This window comes from Gordonia sp. DT30, from assembly GCF_049844915.1.
GTDB lineage: Bacteria > Actinomycetota > Actinomycetes > Mycobacteriales > Mycobacteriaceae > Gordonia.
In genome coordinates this window covers 256,441-273,010 of record NZ_JBNCLY010000001.1, presented here as the reverse complement: position 1 = coordinate 273,010, position 16,570 = coordinate 256,441, and the positions used below count along the sequence as shown (strand labels likewise).

General features: G+C 67.1%; 13 protein-coding genes. 12 read left to right on the top strand and 1 reads right to left on the bottom strand.

All coding sequences use genetic code 11. The annotated features are described in order from the left end of the window. Window positions 1–12 precede the first annotated feature (12 nt). Window positions 13–1,014 (top strand): amidohydrolase family protein, encoded by a 1,002-nt coding sequence (locus ACLQ3C_RS01295; protein WP_425702691.1) that lies wholly within the window; start codon window positions 13–15, stop codon window positions 1,012–1,014. Window positions 1,015–1,057: 43 nt separating this feature from the next. Here the strand turns inward: ACLQ3C_RS01295 and glgP are convergent, their stop codons facing one another. Continuing rightward, on the bottom strand, window positions 1,058–3,616 hold the full coding sequence (gene glgP, locus ACLQ3C_RS01290) for an alpha-glucan family phosphorylase (protein WP_425702689.1): 2,559 nt from the start codon (window positions 3,614–3,616) through the stop codon (window positions 1,058–1,060). Window positions 3,617–3,772: 156 nt separating this feature from the next. Here glgP and dop point away from each other — a divergent pair, with 156 nt between their 5' ends. The 11 genes from dop (at window position 3,773) to ACLQ3C_RS01235 (ending at window position 16,569) form a co-directional block, all read left to right on the top strand. Further along, on the top strand, window positions 3,773–5,272 hold the full coding sequence (gene dop, locus ACLQ3C_RS01285; RefSeq protein WP_425702687.1) for a depupylase/deamidase Dop: 1,500 nt from the start codon (window positions 3,773–3,775) through the stop codon (window positions 5,270–5,272). Between the two features lie 264 nt (window positions 5,273–5,536). Further along, window positions 5,537–5,728, top strand: coding sequence for a ubiquitin-like protein Pup (locus ACLQ3C_RS01280; RefSeq protein WP_425702686.1), 192 nt, complete (start codon window positions 5,537–5,539; stop codon window positions 5,726–5,728). Beyond that, window positions 5,725–6,603 carry a proteasome subunit beta gene (gene prcB, locus ACLQ3C_RS01275; RefSeq protein ID WP_425702684.1) on the top strand — a complete coding sequence of 293 codons (879 nt, stop codon included), beginning with the start codon at window positions 5,725–5,727 and terminating at the stop codon, window positions 6,601–6,603. Before ACLQ3C_RS01280 ends, prcB begins: the two co-directional genes overlap by 4 nt. Further along, the gene (gene prcA / locus ACLQ3C_RS01270) at window positions 6,600–7,424 is read left to right on the top strand and encodes a proteasome subunit alpha (protein ID WP_425702683.1); all 825 of its coding nucleotides are present in this window, start codon (window positions 6,600–6,602) and stop codon (window positions 7,422–7,424) included. The genes prcB and prcA overlap by 4 nt, the downstream gene beginning before the upstream one ends. Before the next feature lie 86 nt (window positions 7,425–7,510). Further along, window positions 7,511–8,869: a Pup--protein ligase gene (pafA, locus tag ACLQ3C_RS01265; RefSeq protein ID WP_425702681.1), complete on the top strand. Its 1,359-nt coding sequence runs from the start codon at window positions 7,511–7,513 to the stop codon at window positions 8,867–8,869. Between the two features lie 16 nt (window positions 8,870–8,885). After that, the gene (locus ACLQ3C_RS01260; RefSeq protein WP_425702679.1) at window positions 8,886–9,917 is read left to right on the top strand and encodes a helix-turn-helix transcriptional regulator; all 1,032 of its coding nucleotides are present in this window, start codon (window positions 8,886–8,888) and stop codon (window positions 9,915–9,917) included. Then, window positions 9,917–10,921 carry a helix-turn-helix transcriptional regulator gene (locus ACLQ3C_RS01255; RefSeq protein ID WP_425702677.1) on the top strand — a complete coding sequence of 335 codons (1,005 nt, stop codon included), beginning with the start codon at window positions 9,917–9,919 and terminating at the stop codon, window positions 10,919–10,921. Before ACLQ3C_RS01260 ends, ACLQ3C_RS01255 begins: the two co-directional genes overlap by 1 nt. A 20-nt stretch (window positions 10,922–10,941) precedes the next feature. Continuing rightward, window positions 10,942–11,202, top strand: coding sequence for a Sec-independent protein translocase subunit TatA (tatA, locus tag ACLQ3C_RS01250; protein ID WP_425702675.1), 261 nt, complete (start codon window positions 10,942–10,944; stop codon window positions 11,200–11,202). 11 nt (window positions 11,203–11,213) lie between these two features. Further along, window positions 11,214–12,200, top strand: coding sequence for a twin-arginine translocase subunit TatC (gene tatC, locus ACLQ3C_RS01245; RefSeq protein ID WP_425702674.1), 987 nt, complete (start codon window positions 11,214–11,216; stop codon window positions 12,198–12,200). 69 nt (window positions 12,201–12,269) lie between these two features. Then, on the top strand, window positions 12,270–15,152 hold the full coding sequence (locus tag ACLQ3C_RS01240) for a DEAD/DEAH box helicase (protein ID WP_425702672.1): 2,883 nt from the start codon (window positions 12,270–12,272) through the stop codon (window positions 15,150–15,152). A gap of 250 nt (window positions 15,153–15,402) precedes the next feature. Further along, a complete protein-coding gene (locus ACLQ3C_RS01235; RefSeq protein WP_425702671.1) occupies window positions 15,403–16,569 on the top strand; it encodes a DUF4333 domain-containing protein in 1,167 nt (388 codons plus the stop codon). The last annotated feature ends 1 nt before the right edge of the window (window position 16,570 follow it).

The following is a 16,570-nucleotide window of genomic DNA, read 5'->3' as shown; positions in this document are numbered from 1 at the left end:
GGAGCCGAACTGATGCCGAGCCGATACCGTGTCATCGCTCTGGAGGAGCACATGGTCACCCCTGAGGTCGTGGCTGCTTGGCGCAACCTGCCGCCGCGCCTGCGCGATCTGGCCCTGACTCCGTCCACCCAGGGAGAAAGCGGCCGCCTGCTGAGCGAGATCGATGACGAACGCATCATGGCAATGGATGCCGCCGGCATCGATATGCAGGTCCTGTCGCTGACCGCGCCGGGTCTGCAGAACCTCGAGCCGGCCGACGCCGTCGCCCTGCAGGGCGACGTCAACGATCGGCTCGCCGACGCCGTCCGCACCCGTCCGGATCGTTTCCAGGCATTCGCGACGCTGGCCACCCCGGCACCGGAAGCCGCTGCGGCAGAACTTGATCGTGCAGTGAACCAGCTCGGTCTGCACGGGGCCATGATCTTCGGCCGTACCCGGGAGCGGCACCTGGACGACCCGGAGTTCTCACCGTTGCTGGAGGCGGCCGCCGCGCTGGGCGCACCACTGTATCTGCACCCTCAGTCGCCGCCGCGCACCGTGCGTAAGGCGTACTACGGTGGGCTCGGCGCGCCCCTCGACTCCGCCCTGGCCACCCACGGCGTCGGCTGGCACTACGACTGCGGCATCGAACTGCTACGCCTCATCGTGTCCGGAGTGTTCGACCGGTTGCCGAATCTACAAGTCATCGTGGGGCATTGGGGAGAGCTGATGTTGTTCTTCCTGGACCGCATCGACACCAACCTCACCGCCGTCGCCGGGCTGGAACGGCCGGTCTCGGACTACCTGCGTACCAACGTATTCGTCACCCCCAGCGGCATTCTCAGCGAGAAGTACCTGCGGTGGACGATCGAAACGATCGGCATCGAACGAATTCTGTTCGCTGCGGATTATCCGTTCGTGCCGCTGTCCGGTCCGGTGCGCACCTTCCTGCGGGCGGGTGCGCCCGAGCCGGCGGACCAAGCCGCGATCGGCTCCGCGAACTGGGAACGACTGCTCACCCGAATCGGCCGCTGACACAGCCCAACTCACCGGCAGTGGAGATGCGGATCGGTCGCCCTCAGCCGCCCGCCGGAGCCGGATAGCGCACCAGGCCGAGTTCGGCGTCGGCGGCGAGCAGCCGGTGCCTCGGTAGTACGCGCGCGGTGTAGCCGAGTGTGCCCGAACGGTGAGGGTGGACGTCGGCGGCGAAGCGGACCCGCCCCGACGCGTCCGGCCCGTCGACCGGTGTCATCTCGGTGGCAGCCGGGTCGGAGATGTCGCCGTTGTCGCCGACCGGGCCGAGTACGGCCTCGACCTTCACCTCGTCGGCGGCCATGCCACCGAGCGCGACCCGAGCGGTCAGGTGCAACGGCGCACCACCCGGCTCGCGGGACTCGTCGATCCCCGCGAGCGTCACCGACGGCCACGCCGCCTGCACGCGCCTGCGGTAGGCCGCCAGGTCGCGGGCGGCCGCGTAGTCGTCGGCGATCGCCGCGGCGAACTCGAGCGCGGCCGGAACGTAGCGCTCGGTGGTGTAGTCGCGGACCATCCGTGAGGCCAGCACCTTGGGGCCGAGCACCGACAGGGTGTGACGCACCATCTCCACCCAGCGTCCGGGCAGCCCGTCGCCGTCGCGTGCGTAGAAGAGCGGGATCACCGAATCCTCCAGCAGCGAGTAGAGGGCTTGCGCCTCCAGGTCGTCACGTCGGGGCTCATCGGTGACGCCCTGCGCCGACGGGATGGCCCAGCCGTTCTCGCCGTCGGCCATCTCGTCCCACCACCCGTCGAGGATCGACAGGTTCAGGCCGCCGTTGAGCGCAGACTTCATCCCCGACGTTCCACACGCCTCCATGGGGCGGACCGGGTTGTTGAGCCACACGTCGCATCCGGCGTAGATGTGGCGCGCCATCGAGATGTCGTAGTCCGGCAGGAACACGATGCGGTCGCGGACCGCCGGATCTTCGGTGAACCGGACCACCTGCTGGATGAGCGCCTTGCCGCCGTCGTCGGCCGGATGTGCCTTACCTGCGATCACCAGCTGGACCGGTCGTTGCGGGTCGGTGAGGATGCGCTTGAGACGATCCGGGTCGCGCAGCATCAGCGTCAACCGTTTGTAGGTCGCCGCGCGTCGCGCGAACCCGATCGTCAGGATGTCCGGATCGAAAAGTTCGGCGGTCCAACCCAATTCGAGCTCACTGAATGCGCGGTCGCGGCCGCTGGCCTGGGCGCGACGGCGGACCTCGGCGACCAGTCCGGCGCGCAGCGTCTGCCGTGTCCTCCACAGGTCACTCGCCGGCAGTGTGGAGTATTCTTGCGCGGCCGAGTCCTCGTCGTCGCCGATGAGATCGCGCCACGGCCGTGCCACCCAGGTGAATCCGTGCACACCGTTGGTGATCGCGCCGATCGGCACCTCGTCGGCGTCGAATCCCGGCCATAGACCGGCGAACATCTCACGACTGACCTCACCGTGCAGCCGCGACACTCCATTCGATCGCTGCCCGAGCCGAAAGCCCATGTGCGCCATGTTGAATACGCCGTGGTCATCTTCATTGCCTAGTTCGAGTACGGCGGCCGCGCGCAGTCCGGGCAGCAGCCGGGACACGCCGCCTGGATCGGGGTCGAGGTAGTGCGACACCAGGTCCCGGGGAAAGCGGTCGATGCCGGCCGGGACCGGAGTGTGTGTGGTGAATATGTTCGACGCCCGCACCACCGACTCGGCCGACCCGAAGTCCAGCCCCGACTCCACGAGCTCGCGGACCCGTTCGGCGCCGAGGAAGCCGGCGTGCCCTTCGTTCATGTGGAACACCGTCGGTTCCGGCCGCCCGGTGCGGGCGATGAATACGCGCAGGGCGCGCACCCCGCCGATGCCCAGCAGGATCTCCTGCCGGATTCGATGAGCCTGATCGCCGCCGTAGAGGCGGTCGGTGACCGATCGCAACTCGTCGTCGTTACCGGGGACGTCGGTATCCAAGAGCAACAACGGGATCCGGCCCACCGTCGCCACCCAGACCTGCGCGTGCAAGGTGCGCCCGCCGGGCATCGAGACAGTGATGTCGACCGGCCGGCCGGCGTCGTCGGTCAGCAATTCCAGCGGCAGCAGACCGGGATCGTTGACCGGGTAGCGTTCGATCTGCCAGCCATCGTGCGTCAGGCCCTGCCGGAAGTAGCCGGAGCGGTAGAACAGTCCGACGCCGATCAGCGGCAGCCCCAGATCCGACGCCGCCTTCAGATGGTCGCCGGCGAGGATGCCGAGCCCACCGGAATAGATCGGCAGAACCTCCGAGATGCCGAATTCCATCGAGAAATATGCGATACCCGCAGGCATATCCGCACCTGCCTGCTGCTGCGTGCCAAACCACTGCGGCGCCGCCTGGTAGGACTCGAGCTCTCCACGCACCTTCGTCAGTCGCGACCGGAAGTCGTCGTCGGCTGCCAGGGTGACCAAGCGCGCCGGATCGACCTCGTCGAGCAGTCGGAGCGGATCGGCACAGGCGTGCCACAACTCGGGGTCGATCGTGGCGAACAGATCCTGTGTCGCGCTGTGCCACACCCAGCGCAGGTTGCGGGCCAGGACATCGAGGTCGGCGAGGTCGGCGGGGAGCGGGATCCGGATGGTGAACCGACGAAAGGCTTTCACGGCGTGAACGGTACCGACGTCGGCGCGCGGGTGCACCGTGAGCGACGACGGTATCCGCTGCGTATGCCTGTGCGGGGCGGTGTCCGGAGGCACCCCGCGGTGAACCACCGGCGGGTGCGATCGGTGACATCGCATGCCGACATCTACCCTCAAGGGATGCAGCGAATCATCGGAACCGAGGTCGAGTACGGCATCTCGGCTCCCGGGGACCCGACCGCAAACCCGATCATGACCTCCACCCAGGCGGTACTCGCCTATGCGGCGGCCGCGGGAGTGCCCCGCGCCAAGCGCACACGCTGGGATTACGAGGTGGAGTCGCCGCTGCGCGACGCCCGCGGTTTCGACCTCGGGCGGGGGTCGGGTCCGGCGCCGATCATCGATGCCGACGAGATCGGTGCGGCGAACATGATCCTCACCAACGGTGCCCGCCTCTACGTCGACCACGCCCACCCCGAGTACTCCGCACCCGAGGTCACCGACCCGATGGACGCGGTGATCTGGGACAAGGCGGGGGAGCGGGTGATGGAGGCCGCGGCCCGCCATGTCGCGAGCGTTCCGGGTGCACCGCGGTTGCAGCTGTACAAGAACAACATCGACGGCAAGGGCGCCTCCTACGGCACCCACGAGAACTACCTGATGAGCCGCGACACCCCGTTCACCGCGATCATCGCCGGACTCACCACGTTCTTCGCCTCTCGGCAGGTGATCTGCGGCGCCGGGCGTGTGGGCATCGGACAGTCCGGCGACGAGGCGGGCTATCAACTCTCGCAGCGTGCGGACTACATCGAGGTCGAGGTCGGCCTGGAGACGACCCTCAAGCGTGGGATCATCAACACCCGGGACGAGCCGCATGCCGATCCGGAGCGTTACCGGCGGCTGCACGTCATCGTCGGCGACGCCAATCTCGCCGAGACGGCCACCTATCTGAAGGTGGGCACGACCTCGCTGGTTCTCGATCTGATCGAGGCCGGTGTCGACTTTTCCGACCTCGAACTGGCACGTCCGGTGCAGGCCGTACACACCATCAGCCATGACCCGGGCCTGGCCGCCACGGTCGCGCTGACCGATGGCCGCGAACTCACCGGCTTGGCATTACAGCGAGAATATCTCGAGCGGTGCATGACCTTTCACCAGCGAGAACACTCCGACGACGAGCGCGCCATGCACGTGTTGGCCACGTGGGCCGAGGTCCTCGACCGCCTCGAACGTGACCCGCTGGAATGCGCCGACATCCTCGACTGGCCCGCGAAACTGAGGATCCTCGAGGGTTTCCGGCAGCGGGAGGGGCTGGGCTGGTCGGCGCCGCGTCTGCATCTGATCGACCTGCAGTATTCCGATGTGCGGCTGGAAAAGGGCCTCTACAACCGACTGGTCGCGCGCGGCTCGATGAAGCGGCTCGTCGACGAGGCGCAGGTGACCCGCGCCATCACCGAACCGCCGGCCAACACCCGGGCGTACTTCCGCGGCGAGTGCCTGCGTCGTTTCGGGGCCGATGTGGCGGCGGCGAGCTGGGACTCGGTGATCTTCGACCTCGGCGGCGACTCCCTCGTGCGCATCCCGACGCTGGAACCGTTGCGCGGCAGTCGCGCCCACGTCGGCAAGCTTCTCGATTCGGTGGACTCCGCCGCCGAACTCGTCGAGCAGCTCACCAACTGACGGACTCCGACATTCGCCTCGCGTTACGGCCGCCGCGATCGGGTCCTCGCCGGTAGTGTGGTCCTACACCGCCGGCCCCGACACGCATGAACTCATGGGCAACGGTCGACGGAACGGCATGGCACGGGCGTGTTCACGCCGCACCGCGATGCAGGAGGAAGGAACGAGCGAGCGAAGCGAGCGATGTTGCTGACGACGAAGAGCGGTGCATCAGGGCGTGAACACACGCGAAGCCGGAGGCTTCGCCGATACTAAGGAGTGCAGATGGCGCAGGAACAGACCAAGCGCGGTGGTGGCGGAGACGACGACGATCTCGGTTCGGATGGCGGTGCGGGTCAGGAACGACGCGAGAAGCTCGCCGAGGACACCGATGACCTGCTCGACGAGATCGACGATGTGCTCGAGGAGAACGCCGAGGACTTCGTGCGGGCCTACGTGCAGAAGGGCGGCCAGTGAGCGACAGGTTCGATTCACTGCTCCCCGATCCCACCCGACGACCGGCATTTTCCCTTGGCGCGGACATCTCCTCGTTCAGTGATTTTCTCCGGGTCCATGCACCAGAGCAGTTGCCCTCCACTCGCGCCCAGCAGATGAGTACCTTCAGCGGTTCCCCGGACACCTCCGACATTCCTCACGGCACCACCATCGTGGCCGTCAGCTACCCGGGCGGTGTCGTGCTCGCCGGTGATCGGCGCGCGACGATGGGAAATCTGATCGCCACGCGTGATGTGCAGAAGGTCTACATCACCGACGAGTATTCGGCGGCCGGTATCGCCGGTACCGCGGGTATCGCGATCGAGATGGTCCGGTTGTTCACCGTCGAGCTCGAACACTACGAGAAGATCGAGGGTGTGCCGCTGACGCTCGACGGCAAGGTCAGCCGGCTCGCGTCGATGGTGCGCGGCAATCTCGGTGCGGCACTTCAAGGTTTGGCGGCGGTCCCGCTGCTCGTCGGCTACGACATCGACCACGACGATCCGACCGAACGCGGCCGGATCTTCTCCTTCGACGTCGCCGGTGACCGGCACGAAGAGTCCGCCGGTTACACCTCGATCGGCTCGGGTTCGGTTTTCGCGAAGTCGTCGTTGAAGAAGCTCTACCGTCGTGATCTCGATGCCGAGGGCGCACTTGCGGTTGCGATCGAAGCGCTCTACGACGCCGCCGACGACGACACCGCCACCGGCGGCCCGGACCTCGTCCGCAAGATCTTCCCGCTGGCGGTCATCGTCGGCGCGGACGGCGCACATGATGTGGAGTCGGCCGCCATCGAGGCGGCTGCGCGGGCGATCATCGAACGCCGGTCCGCCGAGCACGAAGGAGAAGTGCGGTGACGTTCCCGTATTACGCCAGTGCCGAGCAGATCATGCGCGACCGCTCGGAGCTCGCGCGCAAGGGCATCGCCCGTGGCCGCAGCGTGGTCGTCCTGACCTATGCCGACGGTGTGCTGTTCGTCGCGGAGAATCCGTCGAACACGCTGCGCAAGACCAGCGAGATCTATGACCGCATCGGCTTCGCCGCAGTCGGCAAGTACAACGAGTTCGAGAGTCTGCGCAAGGCCGGCATCCAGCTCGCCGACATGCGTGGATACAGCTATGACCGCAACGACGTGTCGGCGTTGAGCCTGGCCAACACCTACGCCAACGCGCTGGGCTCGGTGTTCACCGAGCAGGCCAAGCCTTACGAGGTCGAGCTGTGCGTCGCCGAGGTGGCGCGCGCGGGCAAGCCCAAGCCGTCCCAGCTGTATCGCATCGGCTATGACGGTTCGATCGCCGATGAGACCCGCTTTCTTGTCATGGGCGGTGCCACCGAATCGATCGCGGCCGCACTGAAGGAGGCCTACGCGCCCGATCTCGAGCTGGCGCAGGCACTCTCGATGGCCGTCGAGGCGTTGTCCACCCCCGCCGATGCGGGCAACGGTGCCGCCGGCACGCCACGGGAACTGAGTCCGGGCGATCTCGAGGTCGCGATCCTCGACCGCACTCGCCCGCGTCGCGCGTTCAAGCGGCTCACCACCGCCCGGGTCGCCGAGCTCCTCGCGAGCGTCGAGGGCGGCCACGACGCCGACGGCACCGACAACGGGGCCGCCTCCCCGCACTCGCCGGGCGGATCGGAGGCAGATGATGGTTCGGATTCCGGTGACGGCGACTCATAGGGGCCGCCGCTGGCCGGTTGCATCGCCGACCGCCTGGGCGCGCGTCCGGCGGGTCGGCGGACGTCGCCGCGGGTAGGGTTGATCACGTGCAGCGTCGAATCATGGGCATCGAGACGGAATTCGGTGTCACATGCACCTTTCACGGTCATCGTCGACTCAGTCCGGACGAGGTGGCCCGGTACCTCTTCCGGCGGGTGGTCTCGTGGGGCCGGTCGTCGAATGTCTTTCTGCAGAACGGGGCGCGTCTCTACCTCGACGTGGGTTCGCATCCCGAGTACGCCACCGCCGAGTGTGACGGGCTGGTGCAGCTCATCACTCACGACCGCGCCGGCGAACTCGTCCTCGAGGATCTGCTGATCGATGCCGAACAGCGACTCGCCGACGAGGGCATCGGTGGTGACATCTACCTGTTCAAGAACAACACCGACTCGGCGGGCAACTCCTACGGTTGCCACGAGAACTATCTCGTGGTGCGTGCCGGTGAGTTCTCCCGCATCTCCGACGTGCTGCTGCCATTCCTGGTGACACGCCAGCTGATCTGCGGCGCAGGTAAGGTCCTCGCGACCCCGAAGGCCGCCACCTTCTGCCTGTCACAACGTGCCGAACACATCTGGGAGGGCGTGTCGTCGGCGACCACCCGTTCGCGGCCGATCATCAACACCCGTGACGAGCCGCACGCCGATGCCGAGAAGTACCGGCGCCTGCATGTCATCGTCGGTGACTCCAACATGGCGGAGATGACCACCATGCTGAAGGTGGGATCGGCCGCCCTGGTGCTGGAGATGATCGAGGCGGGCGTGGTGTTCCGGGATTTCGCGCTGGACAACCCGATTCGGGCCATCCGAGAGGTGAGCCACGACCCGACCGGGCGCCGGCCGGTGCGGTTGGCCGGCGGCCGCCAGGCCACCGCCTTGGACATCCAGCGCGAGTATCACGCGCGGGCCGTCGAGCATCTGGTCAATCGCCGGCCGGATCCGGAGATGGACATGGTCGTCGATTTGTGGGGCCGCATGCTCGACGCCGTGGAAGCCGACGACTTCTCCGCGGTCGACACCGAGATCGACTGGGTGATCAAGCGCAAACTTTTCCAGCGTTACGAGGATAAATACTCGATGGATCTGTCGGATCCGAAGATCGCTCAGCTCGACCTCGCCTATCACGACATCAAACGTGGCCGTGGTGTCTTCGACGTCCTCGCCCGCAAGGGTCTGGTCCGGCGGATCACCACCGACGAGGCGATCAAGACCGCGGTCAACGAGCCACCGCAGACCACCCGGGCCAAGTTGCGGGGTGACTTCATCTCGGCCGCCCAGAAGGCCGGCCGCGATTTCACCGTCGACTGGGTCCACCTCAAGCTGAACGATCAGGCACAACGGACGGTGCTGTGCAAAGACCCGTTCCGGTCCGTCGACGAGCGCGTCGAACGCCTGATCGCGTCCATGTGAGTCGTAGGCTCGACCGGTGGCACCATCCAAGACGTCGTCCTCTGAGTCGGCGGTACGCAAGACCTCGAAAGTGGAGCGGCTGCTCAACCTGGTCATCTGTCTGCTGGCCACCCGCCAGTTCGTGACCGCGGACTACATCCGCCGCAGCGTCGTCGGATACAACGACGAGGGACAGTCGGTCGAGGCGTTCAACCGAATGTTCGAGCGCGACAAGACCGAGCTGCGCGAACTCGGTATCCCGCTGGTCACCGGTCCATCGGTGGTGGGCCAGGGACATGACGGGTACCGCATCAATCGGGACAGCTATGCATTGCCCGAACTTTCCTTCGACCGCGACGAGGCCGCAGCGATCGCCATGGCCGCAACCCTTTGGGATACGCCCGAGATCTCGGCCATCAGCCAGACCGCCGTCCTGAAGTTGCGTGCCGCCGGGTTCGACGTGCGCGCCGATGACGAGATCGGCGTCTCCGCAGGAGATTCGCCCCGTTCGATGGGGAGTGAGGCGACGCTGGGTGCGCTGCTGACCGCGATCGAGGCCCAGCGTCCGGTCACTTTCACCTACCGGGCCGGCTCGGGTTCGGCAGGGGTGACCCGCACCCTCGAACCGTGGGGTGTGGTGACTCACCGTGGCCGCTGGTATGTGGTGGGCCATGACCGTGATCGTGACGACACCCGAACCTTTCGTCTCAGCCGGGTCACCGAGGTCGTTGCCATCGATGCCCCGGGTTCGGTGGTGGTGCCCGCGGACACCGATCTGCAGCAGATCGTTGCCGCCGCCGTCGATTCGGCCGCCGGATCAGACGGTCGCACCGCACGCGTATGGGTGGCCGCAGATCATGCCGCCGGACTGCGGCGTCTGGCGCAGCGCAGTGAACCGATGGAGTACGCCGACGCGTCCGGCGATGTCCTCGACATCGAGATCAGTTCGGTGACGACGCTGGCGCGGATGGTTCTCGGCGCCGGGGCCGACGCGGTGGTGCTGTCACCGCCGGAGCTACGTGACCTCGTCATCGGCGCGCTCGACACGATGGCGCGGGTGCGTGCGTAATGGCCTCCGCTGCGCCATCCCGGCTGAGCCGGCTACTCGCGCTCGTACCGTATTTCCTTGCCCACGACGGGATTCCGATCGATCAGGCCGCGGCCGATCTCGGTGTCACGGTGCGGCAGCTGACCAAGGACCTCGAGCAGTTGTTCGTCTGCGGGCTGCCGGGCTACTACCCGGACGACCTGATCGAGCTCGAGTTCAGTGAAGGGCACGTCCACGTCGGCTTCGCCGCCGGCATGGATCGCCCGCTGCGGCTGACCCCGACCGAGGCCAGCATCATGCTGGTCGCGTTGCGCGCGCTCGTCGACACCCCGGGCATCGTGGACCGGGAGGCCGCCGGGCGGGCCATCGCGAAGATCGAGCAGGCCGTCGGCACGCCCGCCCCGGACGCCCAGGGCGGGCACGGCAGGACTTCGGTCGCCTCGGCCTCCGGCGCCGAACTGACCGAGTCCCCCCGCTATCGCACCGTCCGCGAGGCCGTCCGCGCCGATCGCGCGCTGTCGCTGAACTACTATTCGGCCACCCGCGATGTCGTGACCCGCCGGATCGTCGACCCGATCTCGTTGCAGGCCGTCGACAACCACACCTACCTGCAGGCCTGGTGCCGGGAGAGTGAGGGTGTGCGGCTGTTCCGCTTCGACCGCATCGACGACGCCGAGATGCTCGACGAGCCCGCGGCGCCGCCCGAGCAGGCCCGCCACAGCCCGCAGTCGCCGATACTCGCCGGAAATCCCGATCTGCCCACGGCGCTCATCGACATCGACCCATCCGAACTGTGGATTCTGGACTACTACACCGTCGAACCACTCGAACCGATCGAGTCGCGCCCCGATCCCACGCTGCCGGTGCGCGCCCGCATCGTCTACGGTTCGCCGCGTTGGCTCACCCGCTTTCTGCTCGGTTTCGGCGGTCGGATCCGCGTCGTCGACGACGCCGACCTTGCGGCCGCAATCGGTGAGGACGCCGCGCGGGCCCTCGCGCGGTACGATGACCACCGGGCCGACTGAAGACGGGGAAAGGTTTTCCAATGGGTGCAATGTCATGGTGGCACTGGGTCATCGTGCTGGTGGTTCTGGTTCTGCTGTTCGGATCGAAGAAGCTTCCCGATGCGGCGCGTGGCCTCGGCCAGTCGCTGCGGATCTTCAAGAGTGAGGTCCAGGAGATGCAGAAGGATGGTGAGCCCGAGCCGACGAAGACCGCCGAGCCGGAGCCGCCACGCGAATTGTCGGCGTCGGCGGAGCGGCCAACGCACGATGCCGCGGCCGACAACACGAAGAAGTCTGCTTAGGCGCGTACGGAGTGCGGATCCCTCTCGACCCGCGTAAGCGACAACGCAAGCTCAACCCCGACGGCACGATGCCGTTGACCGAGCATCTGCAGGAGCTTCGATACCGGCTGCTCATAGCGTTGAGCGCGATCGTGATCACCACGATTGTCGGCTTCATCTGGTACTCACATGGCGCCCTCGGCATCTCGTCGCTGGGCGATCTCCTGCGCGAACCATACTGCTCGTTGCCTGCCTCGACGCGCGCGACGCTCACACCCGACGGCGCCTGCCGGCTGCTGGCGACCGGACCCTTTGATCAGTTCATGTTGCGCCTCAAGGTCGGGCTCACCGCCGGTCTCGTTCTCGCGTGCCCGGTCTGGCTGTTCCAGATCTGGCAATTCGTCACTCCCGGTATGCATGCGAACGAGCGCAAGTACGCGATGGGGTTCGTGTCGGCGGCAGCGGTGCTGTTCGTCGGCGGTGCCGTACTCGCGTACATGGTGGTCGCCAAGGCGTTCCACTTCCTGCTGACCGTCGGCAACGATGTGCAGGTGACGGCCCTCGCCGGCGACCAGTACTTCGGGTTCATGATCCACCTGTTGATCATCTTCGGCGTCAGCTTCGAGTTGCCGTTGCTGATCGTGGCGCTCAACCTCGTCGGCGCCGTCAGCTATCAGAAGCTGAAGGCGTGGCGCCGCGGACTGGTCTTCACCATGTTCGTTTTCGCCGCCGTCGTCACACCCGGCCAGGACCCGTTCACGATGCTCTCGCTCTCGGTCGCGTTGACGGTGCTCCTGGAGCTGGCGATCCAGATCGCGCGTATCAACGATCGCCGCAAGGCTCGGCGCGCCGCGGAGTGGGAGGCCCTGTCGGACGACGAGGCCAGCTCCATCCCGGCGCCGTCACCGCGGCCGGCGGCCTCACCGCTGCCCGCCACCACCGGTACGACGACGCCGACCACCGGCTATGCGTCGTCGTCCCGGACGAATGCCGCGCAGTCCTTCGACGATGTTCTCTGACCTGCCGAAGCGTTCGGTGACCGGCGCGGTGGTGGGCCACTGTCGGCTCACAGTGACATGCTGGAGTCGATGAATCCCTCCGAACCTCTGGAGTCGACGACTCCCGCCGGTCCCGTCGTCACGAATCCGGTCACCGCCGGCCGACCGCAGAACCGGTCCGCCGGTTCGGCCTTCGATGCCTTTTCCGCCCGCCTCGACTTCGGTCTCGACGACTTCCAGGTCCGCGCGTGTCACGCTCTCGAGGGCGGACACGGCGTCCTCGTTTGTGCCCCGACCGGCGCCGGTAAGACGATCGTCGGCGAGTTCGCGGTGCACTTGGCGCTGGCGGCCGGCACCAAATGCTTCTACACGACGCCGATCAAGGCGTTGAGCAACCAGAAGTATGCCGATCTGGTCGCCGTGTACGGGGCCGCATCGGTGGGTCTGCTCACCGGCGACACGTCGATCAACTCCGATGCGCCGGTCGTCGTGATGACCACCGAGGTCGTGCGCAACATGATCTACGCGAACTCCCCGGCGCTGGTCGGGCTGTCACATGTGGTGATGGACGAGGTGCATTTCCTCGCCGACCGATTCCGCGGTGCGGTCTGGGAAGAGGTCATCCTGCATCTGGAATCATCGGTGCGGGTCGTCAGCCTGTCGGCCACGGTCAGCAACGCCGAAGAATTCGGCGAATGGATCCAGACTGTGCGCGGCGACACCACGGTGATCGTCGACGACCATCGCCCCGTGCCACTGACACAGCACATGCTGGTCGGCAGCCGGCTGTTCGACCTATTTGACACGCGCACCGCCTCGGGCCCGGGCCGGCCCAAGGTCAATCCCGAACTCAAGCGTTTCATCCGTAACCGCGTGCTAATGGCCGATGACGACGATCGAGGCGGCCGGGGAGGTCGGGGCCCTCGGTCGCGCCCGCGTCGTAACGCCGGCCCGCCGCGACCGCAGGTGGTTTCCCGTCTCGAACGCGAGGGCCTGCTGCCGGCGATCGGATTCATCTTCTCGCGGGCGGGGTGTGACGGCGCGTTGGCGCAGTGTCTGCGGTCAGGCCTGAACCTGCTTGCGCCCGACCAGGCCGCCGCGGTCGACGAAGTGGTGGATCGGCACCTGACGGAGTTGTCACCGGCCGACGCCGAGGTTCTCGGGGTCGCCGAATGGCGTGCGGGATTGCGTCGCGGTTTCGCCGCGCATCACGCGGGTCTCCTGCCGACCTTCCGCCATACCGTCGAAGAACTGTTCGTCCGTGGTCTGGTGCGTATGGTCTTCGCCACCGAGACGCTCGCGCTGGGCATCAACATGCCCGCACGGTCGGTGGTGCTCGAGCGACTGGTGAAGTTCAACGGCGAGGCGCATGTCGATCTCAGTCCCGGCGAGTTCACGCAGCTCACCGGGCGGGCCGGACGCCGCGGTATCGACGTCGAGGGACACGCGATCATCGTGTGGTCGCCCGAGTTGGTGCCCGAACAGGTCGCCGGGCTCGCCGGCGCCCGGACTTTTCCGCTGCGTAGTTCCTTTGCCCCCGAATACAACATGGCCGTGAACTTGATCGGACGACTGGGGATCGAGGGCTCGCGCGACCTCCTGAACCGGTCGTTCGCGCAATTCCAGGCCGATCGGTCGGTGGTCGGCCAGGCCCGCAAGGTCGATGAGATGACCCGGCAGCTGCGTCGCCTCGACGTCGAACTGGCCGGCGCCGCGCAGCATCACGGAATCGACCCGGGCCCCATCGGACCGGAGGGACCCGACGAGGTGTCCGGGTCGGCCCCTGATGACCTCTACGCCGGGTTCCTCGGCTACATCACGTTGCGCGAGGACATCCGCCACCGCGAACGCGAGCTCAGGTTCCGGCGCCGCATCGACACGCGCGACGGCATCGCCGACGAACTCACCGCACTCAAACGGGGTGCGGTGATCGGCGTGCCCACCGGACGCCATCGGGGTCTGGCGGTTGTCCTGGAGACCGCCGGGCAACCCGTCGACCCCAAGCCGCTCGTATTGACCGAGGACGCCTGGTGCGGCCGGATCGGGGTCGGCGACTTCATCAACCCGCCCGAGGTGCTCGGGGGGATGCGGTTGCCACGTAACCCCGATCGGCGTACCGGGCGGGGACGCCGCGACCTGGCATCGGCCCTGCGCTCGACGGGCATCGACATGCCGCGTGGCCGGGGGAACAAGAAGCGTGCCGATGCCGCCGACGATGCCGAGCTACGGCGTCTCCGGCAACGGCTGAAGGCGCATCCGGCCCACCACGTCGAGGCCTCGGACGAGCTCTTCCGCCTGGCCGAACGCCGAAACCGGCTATTGCGCGACATCGTCGACGCCGAGCAACGCATCGGGGCGCGTACCTCGACGCTCGGCGTCACCTTCGATCACATCGTCGGGGTGCTGGGTGAACTGAACTATCTCGAGTACACCGGCGACACCGTCCGGGTCACCCCGACCGGGGAAGTACTCGGTCGGATCTACAGCGAGAGTGATCTGCTGGTCACCGAATGCATTCGGGCAGGTATCTGGGATCGGTTGTCGCCGTCGGATCTCGCCGCGATGGTCGCGTCGTTGGTGTTCGAATCACGCCGGGAGAGCTATGCCGGGGCCGACGCATTGCCGGGAAACACCGCGCTGCGGACCGCCATGGCCGAGACGATCGGCATCTGGCGGACGGTGACCGAAGTGGAGTCGCGTCATCATGTGCCGCCGACCCGGGAACCCGACACGGGCTTCTCGGTGGCCATCTCGTTGTGGGTGGCGGGCCGGTCGCTCACCGAGTCGCTCGCCGCCGCCGGAGAACGTGGTCATCTGCTCTCCCCGGGCGATTTCGTGCGATGGAATCGTCAGGTCGTCGATCTGCTGGAACAGATCCGCCTGTGTGTCGGTCCGGACTCACCGCTGGCACGGCCGGCGCGGTCGGCAGTCGATGCGATCCGGCGGGGCGTCGTCGCCGCCGAGCTCGGGTGATAGACGCCCATCGGCCATCCGACCGACGCGGAGGCCGGGCCAGGGTTTCGGTGAGTGATTGTGGGACGTGGCTGGGGTAATGTTCGTTGCGCATCGGGGCCGGTGCCCGACCTTTCTCGCTGACCTCAGCGCGGAGGCCGTGCACTCGGCGGGGGGACTCACCGGCCTTGAGATCAGACGTTCAGCGATCGGGTGCGCGCAGGCCAGATACGGTTGGCCGGGCGGCCACAGCGAAGGCGGGAGACCACACATGAGCAACCCCTACGATCCCAACAATCCCGCGTCTCCGTATCCGGGCAATCCCGCCCCGAACACCCCAGAGCCGACCAACCCGGACCCGAACAACTCAAATCCGGGCGATGCGGGCACTGACGGAAAGACCGAGGTTGTGGGAATCCCGGGACAAGGTCCCCAGCCGCCGCAGGCGCCGCCGACGACCGCGGCGCCGACGCCCGGATTCGGTTATCCGCCTGCCCCGGGTCAAACCCCATCTCCGGGTCAGACCCCGGCGCCGTCGTACGGGACTCCGGCCACGCCGCCCGGCGCCGGTTCGAATCCGCAGTACAACCCCACCCAGATGGCCCAGACGAGTCAGCCCCAGCGCGGTCAATCCCAGCCCGGTCAATCCCAGCCCGGTCAATCCCAGCCCGGTCAGCCCCAGCCCGGTCAGCCCCAGCCGGGTTACGGCACCGATCCGTCGGCCGGCCAGTATGGTCAGCCGGCGGGCACACCGTATGCGGGTTCGCCCGCGCAACCAGGTCAGTACGGCCAGCCCGGGCAGGGCAGCAGTCCCTACGGTCAGCCGAGTGCGCAGCCGGGCGCTCCCTACGGTCAGCAACCATCGGCCGGAGCATACGGTCAGCAGCCTCCTGGCGCATACGGCCAGCCGGGGACGGCACCCCTGGGCGCCCAGAGCCAGCCTGGTGGTGGTGGCCAGTACGGTCAACCCGGCCAGTACGGTCAGCAACCAGGCCAATACGGGCAGCCGGGCCAATACGGGCAACAACCGGGCCAATACGGGCAGGCGGCCCAGTCAGGTCCATATGGTCCCTACGGTGCACCGGGGGATCAGTTCGCCGGGATGGCACAGCCACCCCAGAAAAAGGGACTGTGGAAGGCGTTGATCGCCGGCGGAGCCGTGCTCATCATCGCTGCGGTTGTCATCGTCGTCACCGGCTGGCTGTGGTGGTGGCCGCACGAACTCGATCAGACCGCCGCCCAGAACGGCGTGAAGCAGGTCCTTACCGAGCAGTACCAGGCCAGTGACGTCTCCAAGGTGAGCTGTCCCTCAGGTCAGAAGGTGAAGAAGGGCAATTCCTTCACATGCACCGCGACGGTCGGCGGGCAGCAACAGAAGGTCAAGGTCACCTTCCTCGACGACGACGGCAAATATCAGGTCGCCAGGCCGACGAGCTGAC

Bases quoted from the DNA above. Each gene is read 5' to 3' on its own strand.
- ACLQ3C_RS01295 (WP_425702691.1), top strand. From the start codon at position 13: ATGCCGAGCCGATACCGTGTCATCGCTCTGGAGGAGCACATGGTCACC.
- dop (WP_425702687.1), top strand. From the start codon at position 3,773: ATGCAGCGAATCATCGGAACCGAGGTCGAGTACGGCATCTCGGCTCCC.
- ACLQ3C_RS01280 (WP_425702686.1), top strand. From the start codon at position 5,537: ATGGCGCAGGAACAGACCAAGCGCGGTGGTGGCGGAGACGACGACGAT.
- ACLQ3C_RS01255 (WP_425702677.1), top strand. From the start codon at position 9,917: ATGGCCTCCGCTGCGCCATCCCGGCTGAGCCGGCTACTCGCGCTCGTA.
- tatA (WP_425702675.1), top strand. From the start codon at position 10,942: ATGGGTGCAATGTCATGGTGGCACTGGGTCATCGTGCTGGTGGTTCTG.
- ACLQ3C_RS01240 (WP_425702672.1), top strand. From the start codon at position 12,270: ATGAATCCCTCCGAACCTCTGGAGTCGACGACTCCCGCCGGTCCCGTC.
- ACLQ3C_RS01235 (WP_425702671.1), top strand. From the start codon at position 15,403: ATGAGCAACCCCTACGATCCCAACAATCCCGCGTCTCCGTATCCGGGC.